The sequence below is a fragment of the Variovorax sp. PBL-H6 genome (genome assembly GCF_901827155.1).
Lineage (GTDB): Bacteria > Pseudomonadota > Gammaproteobacteria > Burkholderiales > Burkholderiaceae_C > Variovorax.
In genome coordinates, this window is sequence record NZ_LR594659.1 from 1,788,689 (window position 1) to 1,806,522 (window position 17,834).

At 65.0% G+C, this 17,834-nt stretch carries 21 protein-coding genes; 15 read left to right on the forward strand and 6 right to left on the reverse strand.

The features are described 5' to 3' along the window. The 5 genes from G3W89_RS08535 to G3W89_RS08555 form a co-directional block, all read right to left on the reverse strand. On the reverse strand, positions 1 to 378 hold the full coding sequence (locus G3W89_RS08535; protein ID WP_162573671.1) for a helicase SNF2: 378 nt from the start codon (positions 376 to 378) through the stop codon (positions 1 to 3). 186 nt (positions 379 to 564) lie between these two features. Beyond that, complete coding sequence (locus G3W89_RS08540) at positions 565 to 2,079, reverse strand: AMP-binding protein (protein ID WP_162573672.1); 1,515 nt, start codon at positions 2,077 to 2,079, stop codon at positions 565 to 567. Continuing rightward, positions 2,076 to 3,521, reverse strand: coding sequence for an acylating sulfoacetaldehyde dehydrogenase (sauS, locus tag G3W89_RS08545; RefSeq protein WP_162573673.1), 1,446 nt, complete (start codon positions 3,519 to 3,521; stop codon positions 2,076 to 2,078). The genes G3W89_RS08540 and sauS overlap by 4 nt, the downstream gene beginning before the upstream one ends. A gap of 81 nt (positions 3,522 to 3,602) precedes the next feature. Then, positions 3,603 to 4,613 (reverse strand): tripartite tricarboxylate transporter substrate binding protein, encoded by a 1,011-nt coding sequence (locus G3W89_RS08550; RefSeq protein WP_162573674.1) that lies wholly within the window; start codon positions 4,611 to 4,613, stop codon positions 3,603 to 3,605. Beyond that, positions 4,610 to 5,410, reverse strand: a complete 801-nt coding sequence (locus G3W89_RS08555) for an IclR family transcriptional regulator (RefSeq protein ID WP_162573675.1) — start codon at positions 5,408 to 5,410, stop codon at positions 4,610 to 4,612. The genes G3W89_RS08550 and G3W89_RS08555 overlap by 4 nt, the downstream gene beginning before the upstream one ends. A gap of 279 nt (positions 5,411 to 5,689) precedes the next feature. On the opposite strand from G3W89_RS08555, the gene G3W89_RS08560 reads away from it, so the two are divergent. The 15 genes from G3W89_RS08560 to G3W89_RS08625 all read left to right on the forward strand — a co-directional run bounded on the left by G3W89_RS08560 (position 5,690) and on the right by G3W89_RS08625 (position 17,124). Next, on the forward strand, positions 5,690 to 5,908 hold the full coding sequence (locus tag G3W89_RS08560; protein WP_162573676.1) for a hypothetical protein: 219 nt from the start codon (positions 5,690 to 5,692) through the stop codon (positions 5,906 to 5,908). A 348-nt stretch (positions 5,909 to 6,256) separates the two neighbouring features. Then, positions 6,257 to 6,403, forward strand: coding sequence for a hypothetical protein (locus G3W89_RS32940; RefSeq protein WP_174258245.1), 147 nt, complete (start codon positions 6,257 to 6,259; stop codon positions 6,401 to 6,403). Between the two features lie 56 nt (positions 6,404 to 6,459). Further along, positions 6,460 to 7,044, forward strand: a complete 585-nt coding sequence (locus G3W89_RS08565; RefSeq protein ID WP_162573677.1) for an A24 family peptidase — start codon at positions 6,460 to 6,462, stop codon at positions 7,042 to 7,044. A gap of 42 nt (positions 7,045 to 7,086) precedes the next feature. Next, entirely contained in the window at positions 7,087 to 7,923 is an 837-nt protein-coding gene (gene cpaB, locus G3W89_RS08570; protein ID WP_162573678.1) for a Flp pilus assembly protein CpaB, read from the forward strand. A gap of 79 nt (positions 7,924 to 8,002) precedes the next feature. After that, positions 8,003 to 9,463, forward strand: coding sequence for a type II and III secretion system protein family protein (locus G3W89_RS08575; RefSeq protein WP_162577395.1), 1,461 nt, complete (start codon positions 8,003 to 8,005; stop codon positions 9,461 to 9,463). A gap of 9 nt (positions 9,464 to 9,472) precedes the next feature. Further along, positions 9,473 to 9,745, forward strand: a complete 273-nt coding sequence (locus G3W89_RS08580; RefSeq protein ID WP_162573679.1) for a hypothetical protein — start codon at positions 9,473 to 9,475, stop codon at positions 9,743 to 9,745. 122 nt (positions 9,746 to 9,867) lie between these two features. Further along, on the forward strand, positions 9,868 to 10,077 hold the full coding sequence (locus tag G3W89_RS08585) for a Flp family type IVb pilin (protein WP_162573680.1): 210 nt from the start codon (positions 9,868 to 9,870) through the stop codon (positions 10,075 to 10,077). A 59-nt stretch (positions 10,078 to 10,136) separates the two neighbouring features. Next, positions 10,137 to 10,349: a Flp family type IVb pilin gene (locus G3W89_RS08590; protein WP_162573681.1), complete on the forward strand. Its 213-nt coding sequence runs from the start codon at positions 10,137 to 10,139 to the stop codon at positions 10,347 to 10,349. A 110-nt stretch (positions 10,350 to 10,459) separates the two neighbouring features. Next, positions 10,460 to 11,740: a pilus assembly protein TadG-related protein gene (locus tag G3W89_RS08595; RefSeq protein ID WP_162573682.1), complete on the forward strand. Its 1,281-nt coding sequence runs from the start codon at positions 10,460 to 10,462 to the stop codon at positions 11,738 to 11,740. 8 nt (positions 11,741 to 11,748) lie between these two features. Further along, positions 11,749 to 12,177: a TadE/TadG family type IV pilus assembly protein gene (locus G3W89_RS08600; RefSeq protein ID WP_232076419.1), complete on the forward strand. Its 429-nt coding sequence runs from the start codon at positions 11,749 to 11,751 to the stop codon at positions 12,175 to 12,177. Next, positions 12,174 to 12,605 carry a TadE family protein gene (locus G3W89_RS08605; protein ID WP_162573684.1) on the forward strand — a complete coding sequence of 144 codons (432 nt, stop codon included), beginning with the start codon at positions 12,174 to 12,176 and terminating at the stop codon, positions 12,603 to 12,605. The genes G3W89_RS08600 and G3W89_RS08605 overlap by 4 nt, the downstream gene beginning before the upstream one ends. A 20-nt stretch (positions 12,606 to 12,625) precedes the next feature. Continuing rightward, complete coding sequence (locus G3W89_RS08610; protein ID WP_162573685.1) at positions 12,626 to 13,777, forward strand: AAA family ATPase; 1,152 nt, start codon at positions 12,626 to 12,628, stop codon at positions 13,775 to 13,777. Positions 13,778 to 13,812: 35 nt separating this feature from the next. Continuing rightward, positions 13,813 to 15,186, forward strand: coding sequence for a CpaF family protein (locus G3W89_RS08615; protein ID WP_162573686.1), 1,374 nt, complete (start codon positions 13,813 to 13,815; stop codon positions 15,184 to 15,186). A 20-nt stretch (positions 15,187 to 15,206) separates the two neighbouring features. Next, positions 15,207 to 16,199: a type II secretion system F family protein gene (locus tag G3W89_RS08620; RefSeq protein ID WP_162573687.1), complete on the forward strand. Its 993-nt coding sequence runs from the start codon at positions 15,207 to 15,209 to the stop codon at positions 16,197 to 16,199. A gap of 13 nt (positions 16,200 to 16,212) precedes the next feature. Then, positions 16,213 to 17,124: a type II secretion system F family protein gene (locus G3W89_RS08625; protein ID WP_162573688.1), complete on the forward strand. Its 912-nt coding sequence runs from the start codon at positions 16,213 to 16,215 to the stop codon at positions 17,122 to 17,124. 13 nt (positions 17,125 to 17,137) lie between these two features. Here the strand turns inward: G3W89_RS08625 and G3W89_RS08630 are convergent, their stop codons facing one another. Continuing rightward, positions 17,138 to 17,824 (reverse strand): response regulator, encoded by a 687-nt coding sequence (locus G3W89_RS08630; protein ID WP_162573689.1) that lies wholly within the window; start codon positions 17,822 to 17,824, stop codon positions 17,138 to 17,140. Between the last annotated feature and the right edge of the window lie 10 nt (positions 17,825 to 17,834).

Sequence of the window (17,834 nt, forward strand, 5' to 3'; positions counted from 1 at the left end):
CTACAGCGGCAACCGCTCGCCGCGGGCAGCGCTGCGCGCCTCGGCGCGGACCATGGCGCGCTCGACGCTGCGGCCCGACCGCTGCGCCACGCCGTGGCCATAGCCTTCGGCATAGGGGTTGGCGCTGTGTGCGGCGGCGATGGCCTCGCTGCGCACGCTGCCGCGCTCCATCGAGGCCGTCATGAGGGGCATGACGCGCGACGAGACGGCTTCCGCGTAGGGGTTCTCGCTGCGTGCCGCGATCACGGCCTGGGCGCGCACGTCGGCGCGGCTGCTGGCCGAGACCGGCGCATGCACGCCATGGTAGGTCTCGGCCTGTGCGCCTGCGGCGGCGAAAAGCGAGAGAGCGGCTGCGGCGATGATCTTCGAGGTGTTCATGTCAGTTCCTTCAAATGGCTTGGATGGATGTCGAATCGGTCGGTGGATCGTCATTCCCGCCCTTGAAGCGGGTGCCGCTATTGCAGCGCGCGCGTGTATCGACGATGTGTCGACCGGATCGGACTTTTGAACTGACGTGTAATCGCCAAGGCGGCGAACACACTGGAATACAACTGCCCGCGCGCTCTAGTCGAAGAGCGGCAGCAGCTTGAGCCGCTGCACCTTGCCCGAAGGCCCGCGCGGCAGTTCCTCGACGAAGCGATAGTGCCCCGGCGCCTTGTAGCGCCCGAGCGCGCCCACGCAGTACGCGCGCAGATCCTCCTCGGTGCAGGTGCTGCCCTCGCGCAGGATCACGCAGGCGCCGATCTCCTGCCCGTAGTGGCGGTCGGGCACGCCCACAGCGGCGGCGTCGCGCACGGCAGGATGGGCGAGCAGCGCCTCGTCGATCTCGCGCGGCGCGATGTTCTCGCCCCCCTTGATGATCAGTTCCTTGATGCGCCCCGTGACGAAGAAGAAGCCGTCGGCATCGCGGTGCCCGAGGTCGCCGGTGCGCAGCCATCCGTCCGGCGTGAAGCTGGCGCGCGTGGCCTCGTCGTTCTTGTAGTAGCCGAGCATCACGTTGGGGCCCCGGATCGCGAGTTCGCCGGTGGCGCCGTCGGGCACCTCAGCGAGCTGCTGATCGATGACCCGCGCCTCGCACCCGGAGGCGCGGCCGACCGAGCCCAGCTTGCGCTTCGCAGGCTCCATGGGGTTGGAAAAGGAGGGTGCTGCAGTCTCGGTCAGGCCCATGGTCTCGACGATGCCGATGCCGAACATCTGCTCGAAGGCGCGATGGTGTTCAGGCGGCAGCGCGGCGGAGGCCGAGCGGCAGAAGCGGATGCCTGCAGTCTGCGTTGCAGGCGGCTGCGCGCCTTCGAGCAGGTAGGAGATCATCGTCGGCACCACGTTGATCCAGCTGCACCCGGCCTGCGCGGCCTGCTCCCAGAAGCGGCCGGCCGAGAACTTCGGCGGCATCGCCAGGCTGCCGCCATGCGCGAGCGGTGCCAGCATGGTCACGGCAAAGGCGTTGATGTGATAAAGCGGCAGCACCGCGAGCACGCGATCGGCCGGGCCCAGCCCATGTTCGGCGCTGATGGCCTGCGCATTGGCCGCGAGGTTGCGCTGGCTCAGCATCACGCCCTTGGGCATGCCGGTGGTGCCCGAGGTGTACATCAGCAGGGCCAGGTCCTCGGGCGCCGGTGCGGGGTCGTCGCCGCTGGCAGGGGCTTCGGCCTCGCCCGGCAGGGCCGCGGCCTCGGGTTCGACCACCATCAGCGACACCGGCCGCTCGATGTCCTGCAGCATGGCGCGCACACGTTCTTCCCACTCGGGCGACACGCACACCAGCCGACAGTCGGAATGGGCGAGCACGTAGCGCATCTGCTCCGGCTGCGACAGCAGGTTGACCGGATTCACGCACACCCCCGCATGCATCGCACCCAGCAACATGCGCAGAGTCTGCAGGCCATTGGGCATGACGAGCGAGACGGTGTCGCCCGGCTTCACGCCATGCTGGCGCAGCACCGCCGCGACCTTGCGGCATCCTCGCGCAAGCTCGGCGTAGTGCAGTGGCGAGCCGCCCTCGGTCGACAACGCATAGACGGCCTCGGGCCGGCGCGCCGCCTGCGCCTCGATCAGGGCACGAACGGTCGTGGCTGTCACTCGGCACCGTGCCTGGCGAAGAATTCGCCGAAGATTTCCTCCTGGCTCGGCACGCGCTCGGGGATGGGCCGCGACACGCGCGTGATGTTGAGGAAATGCCGGTAGTTCATGTTGTCGGAGAAGTTGTTCTTGCCCCACGTGCCGCAGCCCATCGACAACGAAAAGGGCAGCCCGTTGTTGAAGCTGCCGCCGGTGGCGATGCAATGCGCCTGGTCGACGATCACGCGCGACACCTTCAGCGTCAGGCCCAGGCGCATTGCGCGCTCCGGCTCCGCGCTGTGCAGCCCCACCGAGTGGCCCGCGCCCTCGTAGGCGTAGATGCGTTCGACGATGGCAGCGGCCTCGTCGAAGTCCTTTGCCGCGTAGACGGCGAGCACGGGGCTCAGCTTCTCGCCCGAGTACGGATGGTCGTGGCCCACGCCGTCCTCGGCCACCATGAGGATGCGCGGTTGGCGCTCGGCAATGGCGAGCCAGCCGGCGCGGCCCGCCGCGTCCTGCGCTGCGGCGCGCTGGGCGATCTCGCGTGCCGACTTGCCGATCACTGCGGCCGAGAGCTTGCCCTCCGGCCACATCAGCGATTGCAGCGTGTTCTTCTGCGCCGCGTCGAGCATCACCGCACCGCGCGCCTCGAGGGCCGCAATCATGGGCGCGCGCACGGCATCGACGACGATCAGGCTGTTCTCGGACGAGCAGCTGGTCGCGTTGTCGAAGGTCTTCGACAGCACGATGCGATCGGCCGCCAGCGCGGTGTCCGCCGTCTCGTCGACGATGCTGGCCACGTTGCCGGCGCCCACGCCGAAAGCCGGCGTGCCGCTTGCGTACGCCGCGCGCACGTTGGCCTGGGAGCCGGTGGCCACCACCAGGTCGCACAGGCGCATCAGCTCGCTCGTGGCCTGCTTGGTGACGGGAGAGGGCAGCAGTTGAACCAGGTCGCGTGGCGCGCCGATGCGGTCGAACTGCGCGTGGATGAATTCGATGAGCCGCTCGGCCGTCGACCAGCCCTTGGGAGAGGGCGCGACGATCACGGCGTTGCGCCCCTTCAGGGCGTTGATGATCTTGTTGGCCGGCGTGGCGCCGGGATTGGTCGAGGGCGTGACGGCGCACACCACGCCCACCGGCCGTGCGATCTCGACGATGCCGCGTGCCGGGTCTTCGGAGATCACGCCCACGGAGCGCGCGCCGCGCAGGTCGCGCAACAGGCCGAAGGTCTTGCGATGGTTCTTGCCGACCTTGTCTTCCACGTTGCCGATGCCGGTGTCGGCCACCGCCAGCTCCGCGAGCTCGCGGTTGCGTTTCGGCTCGATGATGGCCCAGCCCGCAGCGGCGACCGCCATGTCCACCTGTTCCTGCGACCAGGTCTCGTAGATGCGCTGGGCCGCGCGCGCGCGGGCCACGAGTTCGGCGATCGGGCCGGTGGCTTCGGGTGATGCTGAATGTTCCATGGTCGTCATTGAGGTAGTTAGCTTTCTCATCCGGGGAACACCGCGGAACCGGCTTTGCCGGGCCGCTGTGTTCCCCCTTGATCAATCGACTTTGATGCTGGCTTCCTTGGCGAGCTTGCTCCAGCGCACCATCTCGGTCGACACCACCTTGCCGAGCTGCTCCGGCGTGCCGCCCACGCCTTCGCTGCCCTGGGCCAGCAGCTTGTCGCGAATGTCGGGCTCGCGCACCACCGCATTGACCACGCGGTTGAGCTTCTCGATCGCAGCCTTGGGCGTCTTCGACGGCACGAACATGGCGTACCAGGAGTCGACGTCGAAGTCGGCGATGCCCGCTTCCTGCATGGTCGGCACATCGGGGAAGGCGGCGCTGCGCTTGGTGGTCGAGACGGCGAGCGCCTTGAGCTTGCCCGCCTTCACGAACTGTGCCGCCGCGGGAATGGACACCCAGAGCAGCGGAACCTGCCCGCCCATCACGTCCGTCACGGCCGGCCCGCCTCCGCGGTAGGGCACGTGCGTCATCTCGGTACCGGTGCGCAGCTTGAACAGCTCGCCGGCCAGGTGCCCCGGCGAGCCGTTGCCCACCGTCGCGAAGGAGAGCGAGCCCGGCTTGGCCTTGGCCACCTTCACCAGCTCGGCCACGTTGTTGGCCGGGAAGCTGTTGTTGGCCACCAGGATCTGCGGCAGCGAGGCCACCATCGCGACCGGCTCGAAGTCCTTCAGCGTGTCGAAGGGCAGCTTGGTGTAGATCGCGGGATTGATGGTGTGCGAGGAGAGCGTGAACAGCACCGTATAGCCGTCGGGCGCGGACTTGGCCGCAATGTCGGTCCCGATCGAGCCCGCCGCGCCGCCGCGGTTGTCGATGAGCACCGGCTGGCCGAGCTGGGCCTGGAAGCGCTCCTGCACGATGCGCGCGATCACGTCGGTGCCGCCGCCGGGCGGGTAGGGGACGATGAACTTGATGGGCTTGTTCGGGTAGTCGGTGCCGTTGCTGCCGTTGCTGCCGTTGCTGCCTTGTGCGTGCGCGGCGAAGGGCGCTGCGAGCGCGGCCGCCGTGAGGGCGGCAGTGCGCAACCAGGGTGCGAAGCGATTCATTCCAGTCTCCTTTTCTTTGGGGTGGTCGTCGTCATCGGCCCCGGGTTGACCCGGTAGCCCAGCGTGGTGCTGGCATCGCGCGCGCAGGCCATGACCTGCTCCGCGAGCCCGCGTGCCTGGGTGCGCGCGAAGCGGATCGAGGGCACGCTCATGCCCAGTGCGGCGATCGCTTCGCCCCGCGCGTTGAAGACCGGCGCGCCGAGCCCGCAGACGCCGAGCCGCCATTCCTCGTGGTTCTCGGCGTAGCCGCGAATGCGGATCCGCTCGAGCTCGGCGTCGAGCATGTCGAAGTCGGTGATGCTGTTGGGCGTGTGCGCCGCCAGCGGGCCGAGACGCGCGCGCAGCGCGGCCGTGTCGAGCTGCGCGGCGGCCAGCAATGCCTTGCCGGAAGCCACGCAATAGGCCGCCGCCCGGCCGCCGACGCGCGAGTAGGCGGCCACCGGCAGCGGGCTGTCGAACTTGTCGAGGTAGACGATCTCGGCGCCGTCGAGCGCCGCGAGGTGGATGGTCTCGCCCGTGGCCTGCGCCAACGCCGCGAGGTGCGGGCGCAGCAGCACGCCGATGTCCGCCACCTCGGCCACCAGCGAGCCGAGCTCGAACAGGCGCAGGCTCGGGCGGTAGGCGCTGGTCGCCGGGTCCTGCACCGCCCAGCCGCACTCCACCAGTGTCTGCAGCGTGCGATGCGCATTGCTGCGCGCCATGCCGAAGGCCTGGGCCAGGTCGGTCACGCGGCAGTCGCGCTGCTGGCGCACCATCCATTCGAGGGCGGCGAGGCCCTTGGCGAGCGTGGAGTCCAATGGGGTACCCTGGGTCTGACGTTCTAAATAGTGAGACGGTGTTCGCACATTTGGAACAACTGTAGGGGTCGCGCTGGGGTGTGTCAACCGGGCTCGCCCCAGAACTCCAGGTGCTGCGAGGGTTAACCACTGTGCAAAGTTTCTCGAAATCTGCGGCTTTGTAAGCCGAAAGACCCCGGCCTACGACCAAAGTCTTCGTCCGACCGGCCTGAAAGCGGCACACTCGCGCGCTCGTCTGGCGACATCCGGGCGGGAAGAACGAACTGGAGGGATCGCGCAATGGAACTGACGCACTGGGAATACATCGGCGCACTGGGTGGCGTGATCGGTATCGGCTGGCTGGTCGTGGTGCCGATGTACCGTGGCTGGAAGCCCTTGAACGAGCGCATGAGCGAGCGGGTGCGGGAGTCCACCACCTTGCTCGCCACGCTGGAAGAGTCCGACGGCGGTCTTGCCGGATCGCATCCGTCTCGAAAATTCCGCGTCAGCATCCGCTGAATCCGCTCACGCTGCGGCTGCGCCCTGACCGGGCTGCGGGCGTCGCTCACGGGCGCCGCTCTCGCCCTCTTGCTCCCCCGCCTTCTTCCCATCACGCGCCCCCGGCTCGCGCGGCCGCGTGATGCCCCGCCGCGGTGAGCTGCGCATTGCTCGACTGCTCAGGGCTGAATACTTAAGTAGGCTTTTTGTCATGCCGACGGCCCTGCCGCTGCGGGCGGTCTGTCCTGCGCAAGTCAGGACGTAGGTCTCATGTAGACCTTTGTTTGCATCTCTAGAGTCATTCCCAAGGCAAGACATCAGCCGGCCAGTCCGGCGGATGGGGTGCCGAGGAATGGCTTGGAGAGATGCATGCGAATCGGCGAATCACTGTCGTCCATCGGGCTCGCGCTGCTGACAAGCGAGGCAGGCGCCTCCTTCATGGAATGCGCCCTGGTCGGCTCGCTGGTGCTGGTCTTCTGCATGTTGCTGCTCTTGGCCTGGAACAAATACACATGAGGCCCGGTCGCCGGGGCTCCTGAAACGCCGTCAATCGGACGAGAGAGAAGTCGCAAATGCAGGAATTTCACGCGCTGCTCGAGCTCCTTGCGATGCTGGTCTTGGATCCGCGCACCGCGGTCCTCATCGCATTGCTGGTCGTTGCAGGCATCACCGACTACCGCACCTACCGCATTCCCAACTGGCTGACCTTCGGCGGCGCCGCTTTCGCGCTGATCTACAAGACCGTCATCGCCGCGTCGCCTGGCTCGGCTTGCCTCATGGCGTCGGGAGGACTGTTGCTCGGCTTCGTGATCATGCTGCCGCCCTATGTTCTGGGAGTGATGGGCGCCGGCGATGTGAAGCTGATGGCGATGGTCGGCGCATTCCTGGGGGCCGACGAAACACTGGAGGCGGTCCTGTTCACTTTCATCGCCGGCGGAATGGCGGCACTCGCATTTGGACTTTTCAGGGGAAAGCTGCGACGGATGCTGCGAAACACAAAGGACGTGGTGCACGGCATGGTGCTGTCGGCCATGGTCGGCGTTCGGCCGGACGTTGAAGTCGAGGCAGTCCGGTCGGTGGGAAAGCTTCCTTATGGCGTTTGCATCAGCGTCGGAACGATTGCTTATGTGCTCGGACGGCAATTGGGTTACGCCTAGGCCGATGCGTCAACTTCCGCGGTCAATTCATTGGGGAACGAAATGAGAAATATCAAGGCAATGGGTCTTTTGGTTCTGGCGCTGCTGACCGGCCTGGCCGCCGCGGTGTATGCGACCGGGTGGGTTTCGCGGCAAGGAAGCATCGCTTCCAACAAGGTCGTCGTGGCGCTGGTCGATATCGAGCTGGGCAGCCGGATCAATGCGCAGATGCTGTCGACAGTCGATTGGCCGAGTGGGTCGGTGCCAGACGGCGCCTTCCAGGAAACGAAGGATCTCCAGGACCGCGTCGCCAAGGTGGGCTTGCTGCGCGGCGAGGCCGTTCTCGAAGGCAAGCTGGCGCCCGTCGGCATGCTGGGTGGGCTGTCTGCAGTGATCGCCGCTGGCAAACGGGCAATGACGGTGCGCGTCAACGACGTGGTCGGCGTAGCAGGCTTCGCACTGCCCGGCAACTACGTCGACGTGATGGTCAACGCGCAGCAGGACAGGGCGAGGGGCGACGAGGGCAAGCAGATCAGCAAGACCGTACTCGAACACGTGCTGGTGCTCGCCGTGGCGCAGGAAGCGGGTCGCGATGACACCAAGCCGAAGGTAGTCAGCGCGGTGACGCTCGAGCTCTCGCTCGAGGACTCCGAAAAGCTCGACCTGGCACGCAGCGTCGGAACCCTTTCGCTGGTGCTGCGCAACCAGATCGACAAGGAGAAGGTGGCGACCGCCGGTATCACCAAGAGCCAACTCTTCGGTGAGAAGGAACTGGTCCCGGTGTCGATGCCTGCCGCCACGCCGGCCAAGCCCAAGGTCTTCGGCCGGCCGGCCACCGTCCCTGTCGTGCAGTGCGTCGAGATCATCCAGAACTCGGCCCGGTCGCTCAACTGCTTCTGAGCAACTCAACATCATCCGAGTAGGAGTTCACGTGCACTCGAACAAACAAAAATGCTGTCTCGCAGGCCTCGCGTCACTGATGGCGGCCGGCGCAGCCTTCGCAGTCGAATCGCCCGTCGTTGCGCCCATGGCGACCCAGGTCCAGGCCCAGCAAGCACCGGCCTCGAGTGCATCCAAGCGCTGCACGTCGGTCAGCACCGACAGCGTTCCGACCCGTGTGACGCTTGGCAAGTCGGTGGTTATTCCGCTCCAGGCCCGTGTCGCTCGCATCCTCCTGAGCGGCCAGCCTGCCGGCCGGATGCCCGCACCCGCTGCTTCGCCCGGCGCGGGCGCACCGCCCGGTGCGCTGCCCGCCCCGGCCCCCACGGGCGCGAACGATGGGGTCGGGGACATCGAAGTCATGCTGCTCAGCCCGACGGATCTGTTCTTCAGGGGAAGGTCGGCCGGCGCGATGAACGTGGTGCTGCAGAACGCGGAAGGGGCTTGTTTCATCAAGGACATCATCGTCACGATCGATTCGGGCGCACTGCAGACAGCACTGAGCGACTTGATGCCCGAAGAAACGCGGATCAAGGTCAGGGGCGCCGAGAAGGCCATCGTCCTCACGGGTGAAGTCAGCAATGCGGTCAAGCTCGACGAGGTGATGAGCCTGGCGACCTCTTTCGGAGACGGCAAGAAGGTCGTCAACATGCTTCGCGTCGCCTCGCCCCAACAGGTGATGCTCGAGGTCAAGATTGCCGAGGTCAGCAAGACCCTGCTCGACAAGCTGGGCTCCAACCTCAACATTGCACGCTCGAGCAGCGGGGGCATCAACCAGTACACGGTGCTCTCCAACTTCCTGAGCAATGGCGGTGGTCTGCTGGACGTGCTGCGCGTCGGGCGAACCCGCGTCACGCTCGACGGGCAAAAGGACGACGGCCTGGTGCGCGTGCTGGCCGAGCCGAACATCATGGCCATTAGTGGCCAGCAAGCCAGCTTTCTTTCGGGCGGGAAGATCTTCATTCCGGTTGCGCAGACCAATCTCGGCGGCACACCGACGATCACGCTGGAAGAGAAGGAGTTCGGCATCGGCGTGAAGTTCACGCCCACGGTGCTGGACGGCAGCCGCGTCAATCTGAAGATGGTTTCGGAAGTGTCGGACCTGTCGCAGGTCGGCTCGCCCTTCACCACGCTCAATGGCGTCACCTCGGTACTGCCTTCGCTGACGGTGCGCCGCGCGGACACCACGGTGCAGCTCAACGACGGACAGAGCTTCGTGATCGCCGGGCTGATCAAGAACAACGTGACGGAGACGATCAAGCGCTTTCCGGGACTCGGCGAGGTGCCGGTGGTCGGCGCCCTTGCGCGCAGCTCGGAATTCCAGACCGATCAGACCGAACTGCTGTTTGTCATCACGCCCCGGTTGGTCAAGCCCTTGTCCGAGTCGCCGCGCCTGCCGACAGACAACCACGTTCCCCCGAGCCGCGCCGAGCTGATCCTCAACGGTGCCCTGGAGAGCTCCACCCCGCCGGCCGATGCGCCGCCGCCCCAACCCAAGTAAGGACAGACCATGAACAAGCTTGCCCCAACCCTGCTGCTCTGCCTTGTCGCGGGGTGCTCGAGCACCACCCCGAACTACGACGCACGCTTCGGCGATGCCGTCCGCGATGCCAAGCGGAATATGACCATCAATCCTGCTGCGGGAAAGACCGCGGATCCCGTGACGGGGATGGACGGCGTCTCGGCGCGCGAATCGATGCTGCTCTACCAGGGCACCTACAGGGCCCCGCCGCCGGCGGTCAACGTGATCAACATCGGTGGCGCCATCGGCGGATCGAAGTAGGCCTCACGGCCTGCGCGACCCCGACGCCTCCGTCAGCCATGAGAAAGGGATTGCCCATGTGAAATCCAAATCCACCAACGTGCATCTCCGACCTGTATCAACACTCCTTGAAAGGAAAACCCATGAATGGCTCTCTTAACGCGTTCAGAACCTGGGCGAAGTCTCTGCTGAAAGACGATGACGGTGCCCAAGTCGTCGAATACGCCTTGATCATCGCGGTCGTCTCCATTGCCCTGGTGCTTGCGCTGCAGGCACTGACGACCGGCACCAGCTTCTCGGATTTCATCACCCGCGTGGGCAATTGCTTGAAGACCGGTGGGACCTGCGCCTGAGGCCCACGGCTCGCTGAAAACTCAATTCATTCAACTCAACTCTCAGATTGGATACTCAAATGAACAAGCTCTTCAACGCCATCTGCACCTCGTTCGGCTCCTTCGCAAAGGATGAAGAGGGCGCGCAAGTCGTCGAGTACGCGCTCATCATCGCGGTGGTTTCGATCGCCCTGGTGCTCGCGCTCAAGGGCCTCACGGGGCCAGGCAATCCGTTTACCGACTTCATCACTCGCGTCGGCAACTGCCTGAAGACAGGCGGGACCTGCGCCTAGCACGAGAGCCGAGTGCACAGCAGCGGGCCCCTTGGACTCCGTGTCGACGGCTCGCTTGCTGCGCCTCTCTGCAGATCGATTTTTCCCTCCACTCTGAAGGAAACGGCACCATGAACAGCCCGGTTTCACGCCATCGCCAACGCGGCGCTGTCATCGTGACGGTGGCATTCCTGCTCCTGTTTCTCCTCGGCTTCATGGGCATCGCCCTGGACTTCGGCCACCTCTTCGTGGTGAAGACGGAGCTACAGACCGCCTTGGACAGTTGCGCGCTGGCAGCCGCCCAGGAGCTCGACGGGCAAGGCACCGCCATCACGCGCGCCAGGAGTGCCGGCAAATCGGCAGGCAACCTCAACCGCGTCAACATGCAATCGGCGACCTGGAGTGGTCAGGGCCAGATCGTCGACGCGGACATCAGCTTTCGAGATGCGGCCTACGCGCCGACCATCGTGCCTGCCAGCGCGAAGTACGCGCAATGCGAGCACGCGCAGAAGAACATCAGCCTGTGGCTGATGCAAGCGATGGGCGCATTCTCCGGAGACACGGCAGGCAACCCGGCGCTGCGGGATGTGCTGGCAATCGCCGTTGCGACCCGGTCGAGCGCGCAGAGCACCTGCCCGATCCCGATCGGGCTGAAGCCAAAAGCCGGCGGAACGGCCCCCAACTACGGCTTCCAGGTCGGCGAATGGGTAACGGTGTATGGCGACAGAACCCCCGGCTCTGGCGAGCTCGGCTGGTACAACCTCAACGGCAGCACAAGTGCGAGCGATACCCGCGACGAGCTGTCCGAGGGTGGATCGTGCGGTACCCGGATTGGCGACGTCCTGGGTACGCCCGGCGCACAGACGACGGTCGACACCCCGTGGAACTATCGGTTCGGCATCTACAAGAACGCCGACTACAACCCGAGCGTCAACCACCCCGACATGACTGGCTACTCCTACACCAGCACGAACTGGAAGAATGCCGTGCCGCAGAACGCTTACGCGGGAACGCCCGCAGCCGGCTCCCACCCGACGGCCGCGAACTACATCACCAAGCGCGCCGCATTCGCCTCGTTCGACGACACGGGCACCGACCTGAAGGCCGGCAGCTCGATCGTCTTCGGCAACGCGAATCAGCTCAACAGCTTCAAGTCACTCGCCACGCCGGGCAGTGGTGGGCAGCACGCGCTCTATGGATACAGCCGCCGGCTGGTCACCGTTCCAGTGATCAACGCGGCATCGAAGGTCGTCGACTATGCCTGCATGTTCATGCTGCATCCGCTGAGCGGCCCCAAGGACGACGGCCACCTCGAGTTCCGCGGCAATTCTGCGAGCGCCGCCGTGCCCTGTACCACCAATGGTCTGGCCGGCGGCACGGCGGGCCCGCTCGTACCGGTGCTGGTGCGATGAGATGCCACATGAAAAACGGGCAATATGGCGCCGCACTGGTGGAGTTCGCACTCATCCTGCCCTTCCTGCTGGTGCTGACTTTGACGGTCACCGAGTTCGGGCGAGCGATGCACGAGTACAACCTCGTCACGAAGTCGGTGCGCGACGGCGTGCGCTATCTCTCCATTCAGACCCAGAACACGCACACGGCGGAAGCCGCCAATCTGATCGTGTACGGCAATCTGGCAGGGACCGGAACGCCGCTCGCCCGAGGACTGACCTTGGCAAAAGTGCAGGCGCCGGTATGGCAGACCACAGGCACCAACCCCTTGATCAACACGGTCACGGTGAAGGTTTCCAACTACCAGTTCCAGCCGCTGGTCAACACCGTGTTCGGCGTGCCGCTCGGGCCCTTCACCTACAGCGACATCACCGCCACCATGAGGGCACCGCTATGAGCCGCAGACACCAGGGCGCGAGCACCGTCGAGTTCGCGCTCGTCCTGATCCTGTTTCTCACCTTCTTGCTCGGCATCACGGACTTCGCGCGAATGCTCTTCACTTGGAACGCCGCGAGCGAGGCAACCCGGGCGGGCGCGCGCTATGCCGTCGTGTGCGACGACACCGCCAGCCAGGCGCTGGTGCTCGCCAAGATGCGGTCGCTCCTGCCGCAGATCACCACGATCGATGTCGCCTGGGCGCCGGCGGGTTGCAACTCCGCGACCTGCGAAGGGGTCACGGTGACGATCACGGGCCTCAACTATCAATGGATCTCGCCGATTGCAGGCGCTGCCGCGCTTGCACCCATTGCCATGCCGACTTTTTCGACCTTCCTGCCCCGCGAGATCATGCGGCAGGACCCCAACAGCGCGGCCATTTGCTCGTAAACATTGCCTGGAAGAAAGCCATGAAGATTTCGATCATCTCGCCCAACAAGAACCATCTCTCGGAAATGAGCAAGGTGCTCACGGCGCAGGCGCATACCGTGACCGTTGTCGATGGCGGCAAGAGCAAGATGCACGTGGTCGCCGAGCAAGAGCGCCCGGACCTCATGCTCGTGGACGGCATGTGCTGCGACCCGAACGAGCTGACGCTGGTCGAGTACGTCACGACGCACCACCCTGGCGTGGCGGTCATCCTGCTGTGCGCTACGCAGTCGCCGGAGTTCCTCATCAACTCGATGCGAGCCGGCGTGCGCGAGGTGCTCCCCTCACCGGTGAGCGCGCCCGCGCTGGAAGCGGCGGTAGGGCGCGTCGCAGCCAAACTGCAAAGGGTGCAGCGGCCCGAGGTCGGCAAGATCCTGGCCTTCATTCCTTGCAAGGGCGGCAGCGGTGCGACCTTCGTGGCGACCAACCTGGGCTACCAGCTGGCCCAGACCAGTTCGGTGCTGCTCATCGATCTGAACCTGCAGTTCGGCGATGCGCTGTCTTTCGTCAGCGACGGCAAGCCGATCTCCACCGTCGCGGACGTCGCGCACGACATCAGCAGGCTGGATGCGTCTTTTCTCGTGGCCAGCACCGTCAAGGTGGCGCCGAACTTCAGCGTCCTGGCAGCGCCGGAGGACATTTCCAAGGCCATGGAGGTCAAGGCGGAACACATCGATGCGATCCTCGGCTTGGCCGTCACGCTGTACGACTTTGTTCTGCTCGACGTCGGCCGCAACCTGAACACCCTGGTGATCCGCGCCCTCGATCGGGCCCATCGCGTCTACCCCGTGCTGCAGCCGGGACTGCCCTCCATACGCAACGCCAACAAGCTGCTGGCGGTGTTCAAGTCACTGGGCTACCCGGCAGCCAAGGTGGACCTGATCGTCAATCGCTTCGAGAAGACGGGCGAAATCGGCATCAGCGAAATACAGCGCTCGCTGGGCGTGGCCCCGGTGCTCACGCTTGTGGAGTCCTGCAAGGAGGTCAATGCCTCCGTCAACCGCGGCGTTCCCCTGGTGGAGATCTCTCGCGCCAATCCGGTCAGCAGGAGCCTGGCGGACTTCGCGTTGGCACTGAGTCCCCGGCAAGAGCAGAACACCAGTTTCTTTGCGCGGCTCTTCCGAAGAGCATAGAGCGCGCTCGTCCAATCACCACAAGGCAGCCCACCATGTCATTTCGAGAAAAACTTGACGCCGCCGCGATGGAACCCGTCGCGCGCCAACCGCTTCAGCTTGCCTCCGACTCGTTGGGCAACCAGATCGAGGCGGACTCCTACAAGTTGCTCAAGGGCAGGATGCATCTGAAGCTACTCGAGAAATTCGATCTCGCCGCGCTCGAAACACTTTCGCCCGAAGACCTGCGGCACGAAATCTCCGGCATGGTTGGCCGGCTGCTTCTCGAGGAGCGCGAAGCCCTCAACGACATCGAGAAGCGCACCCTGATACGAGATATCCAGCACGAGATGCTGGGCTTCGGCCCGATCGAGTTGCTGATGGCGGACCCGACGGTATCGGACATCCTGGTCAACTCCTACGACCAGATCTACGTCGAGCGCAAGGGACGGCTGGAGCACACCAACGTGAGCTTCACCGACGAGAAGCATCTGCTGCGGATCATCGACAAGATCGTTTCGCTGGTGGGGCGTCGGATCGACGAGTCGAGCCCGATGGTCGACGCCCGGCTGCCCGATGGCTCACGCGTCAATGCGGTGATCCCGCCTGTGGCGCTGGATGGGCCGATGATGTCCATCCGCCGGTTCGCCCACATTCCATTGAAGATGGAGAACCTGGTCCAGGACCTGAAGAGCCTGACGCCGCAGATGGCGTTCATGCTGGAAGGCCTGAGCAAGGCCAAGGTCAACATGCTCATCTCCGGGGGAACCGGTGCGGGCAAGACCACCTTGCTGAACATCCTCTCAGGCTACATCCCGGAGTCCGAGCGGATCGTGACCATCGAGGACGCGGCTGAACTCCAGATGCAGCAGCCCCACGTCATCCGCATGGAAACGCGGCCGGCGAACATCGAGGGCAAAGGGGAGATCACGCAGCGCGCGTTGGTGCGCAACGCCTTGCGCATGCGGCCCGATCGCATCGTGATCGGCGAGGTGCGTGGGGCCGAGGCTTTCGACATGTTGCAGGCGATGAATACCGGCCATGAAGGCTCGCTCACCACCATCCACGCGAACACGCCGCGCGATGCGGTGTCGCGCCTCGAGAACATGATCGGAATGGCCAACCTCAACCTTCCGCACAAGGCCGCCCGCTCGCAGATCGCCTCGGCCATCACGGTGGTGATTCAGGCGCTGAGGTTGATCGACGGCAGGCGCAAGATCACCAGCATCCAGGAGATCACGGGCATGGAGGGCGAGGTCATCACCATGCAGGAGATCTTCGCCTTCAAGCAAACCGGCGTCGGCGCCGAGGGTCAGGTCGAGGGCTACTTCCATGCGACCGGCGTGCGGCCGAAGTTCGCCGAGCGGCTGCGCGCTTTCGGCATCGCCCTGCCCGATGCCATGTTCGATCCCACCAAGCGACTTCAATAGACGAAGAAGGAGTCACTGCCATGCTGCAGACCTTGGAGGCCAACGTCTTCCTGATCATTTCGGTGCTGGTCTTCGTGACCGTGCTGCTGGTGCTGGAAGGCCTGTATCTCATCTGGAAGTCCTACAAGGGACCCGAGGCCAAGAAGATCGAGAAGCGGCTGCGGGCGCTGTCGGCTTCGAACGACACGACCAGCCAGGCGCACTTGGCGAGGGAACGCCTGTTGAGCGACGTCCCGGCGCTCCAGCGGCTCTTGCTCAGGGTGCCGCGGATGCATGCCCTGGACCGGTTCATCCTGCAGGCCGACCTCGACACGACGGTCTCGATGCTCCTCCTCTGGTGCGCAGCCACGGGTGCCATGGGCTTCGTCCTGGTGGTGGGCGTTCTCCATCAGCCCTTCCTGTCCGGAGCCGCGTGCGGTGGCCTGCTGACGATACTGCCGCTGCTCGTGGTGCAGCACGTGCGCAGGCGCCGACTGAGCAAACTGGAACGGCAGTTGCCAGAGGCACTGGATCTGGTGGTCCGGGCCTTGCGCTCCGGCCATTCCTTTGCGTCCGGCCTGCAGATGATCGGCGAGGAAATGACGGAGCCGATTGCCAACGAGTTCCGCATCGTCAGCGACGAAGTCAATTTCGGCGTATCGCTGCCCCAGGCTCTGGCGAACCTGAGCGAACGAATTCCGCTGACCGACCTGCGCTACTTTGTCGTGGCCGTCATGATCCAACGCGACTCGGGCGGCAACTTGACCGAGGTGCTTGGCAACCTGAGCCGGTTGATCCGGGAGCGACTCAAGCTCCTTTCGCGGGTGAAGGTGCTGTCGTCCGAAGGGCGGTTGTCGGCTTGGATTCTGGGTCTCATGCCCTTTGCACTGGCCGCATTGCTGAACGCCTTCAATCCGGCCTTCATGTCGCCGCTCTGGAAGGATCCCCTCGGCATCGCGATCGTGAAGTACATGCTCGTGCTCATGGCATTCGGTGTTTTGATCCTCATCAGGATCATCAAGATCCGCGTCTAGAAGGAGAGTGCAAATGCTGCTGTTCCCCGTCCTCATCTTCCTGGCCGTGACGCTGACGCTTGTCGGCCTGCTGGTGTGGCTGACTCCCAGCCATGCAGAGCAACGGCTGCAGGCGTTCGCCGGCGACGATGGCAAATCGCAATGGACCGAGACCGCGGTGAAGATCGTGGGCTCCTTCGCCCAGCTCTCGACACCGGCAGACATGGACAAGGCGTCGCCCCTGCGCATCAAGTTTCTCAACGCGGGAATCCGGCATCCGGACGCGTACATCGTCTTCTTCGGGACCAAGACCTTGCTGCCGTTCGCCCTGGCGGGACTGGCATTTCTTTTCCTGAGAACGTCGACGCAGTTGGCGGGAGTCTCTTTGATGCTTTGGCTCGCCGTGGCCGCTCTGCTGGGGTGCTATCTCCCGAACCTGATCCTGTCCTGGGTCGTCAGGTCTAGAAAGCGCGAGATCTTCGAGAACTTCCCGGACGCCGCCGATCTGATGCTGGTATGCGTGGAAGCCGGCCTCGGCCTCGACGCCGGGCTGGCCAAGGTGACGGACGAGATGAAGGTCAAGAGCATCGCGCTGGCCGAAGAACTCCACTGGACCAATCTGGAGATGCGTGCCGGTGGCACGCGCGAGAAGTCGCTGCGCAACCTGGCCATCCGCACGGGCGTGGAGGAGATCCAGACCTTCGCCACGATGCTGGCGCAGGCCGACCGTTTCGGGACCAGCATCGGCGAATCGTTGAGGGTCTTCTCGGAGGACCTGCGTCACAAGCGGCAGGTTCGCGCGGAAATGTTGGCCGCCAAGGTGCCGACCAAGATGCTCATCCCGCTGGTCCTGTGCATCTTCCCGTCCATCCTCATGGTGATCCTCGGGCCAGCCGCGATCCAGATCGTTCGCAACGTCCTCCCGATGATCGGCGGAGGAACGTGACGATCGAGCCGCGTCAGCTCGGCAGTTTGTCCATCTGGTGCTTCATCGCATACACATACAGCTCCAGCCGATTCGCCACATCGAGCTTCTGGTAGATCGAAGTCAGGTGATTGCGCAGCGTGTGCTCGGTGATGAAGAGCTGCTTCGCCAGTGACTTGTTGCAGGCGCCGCCGCCCTGGACCACGGCACCGATGATCTGGTGCTCCTTGGTGGTCAGGGTGGCCTGCTTCTCGGCCTCGGGGTCGGCCTGGGGGCTCTGCCGCGCGGCCATGAATTTCGAGAAGACGCGGCTCATCGTCTCGGCGTCCATGCAGAGCTCGCCGCGGTGCACCCGCTCGATCGCCCGCAGCACCTGCTCGGCCGAGGCGTCCTTGCGCAGGACGCCGCGGGCGCCTTGCAGGACGGCCCTGTCCAGCGTCTTCTGCTCGCGTTCGCCGGTCAGGATCAGGGCGCGTGAGGCAGGGTTCGACAGCAGGCCGGGCAGGATGTCCAGCGCGCTCCTGCCGTCGAGGTCGAGGTCCAGGAGGATGACGTCGGGGCTGAGCTGGCCGACCTGCTCCAGTGCCTCCTCGCAGTTCCTGGCCGTGCCGACCACCTGCATGCGCGGCTTCTCGCCGTCGATCAGCCTGGACAGGCCCCATAGCATCGTCTGGTGATCGTCGACCACCATGACCCCGATCGGCTTCGTCGCTGGTTGCATCTTCTTCCGC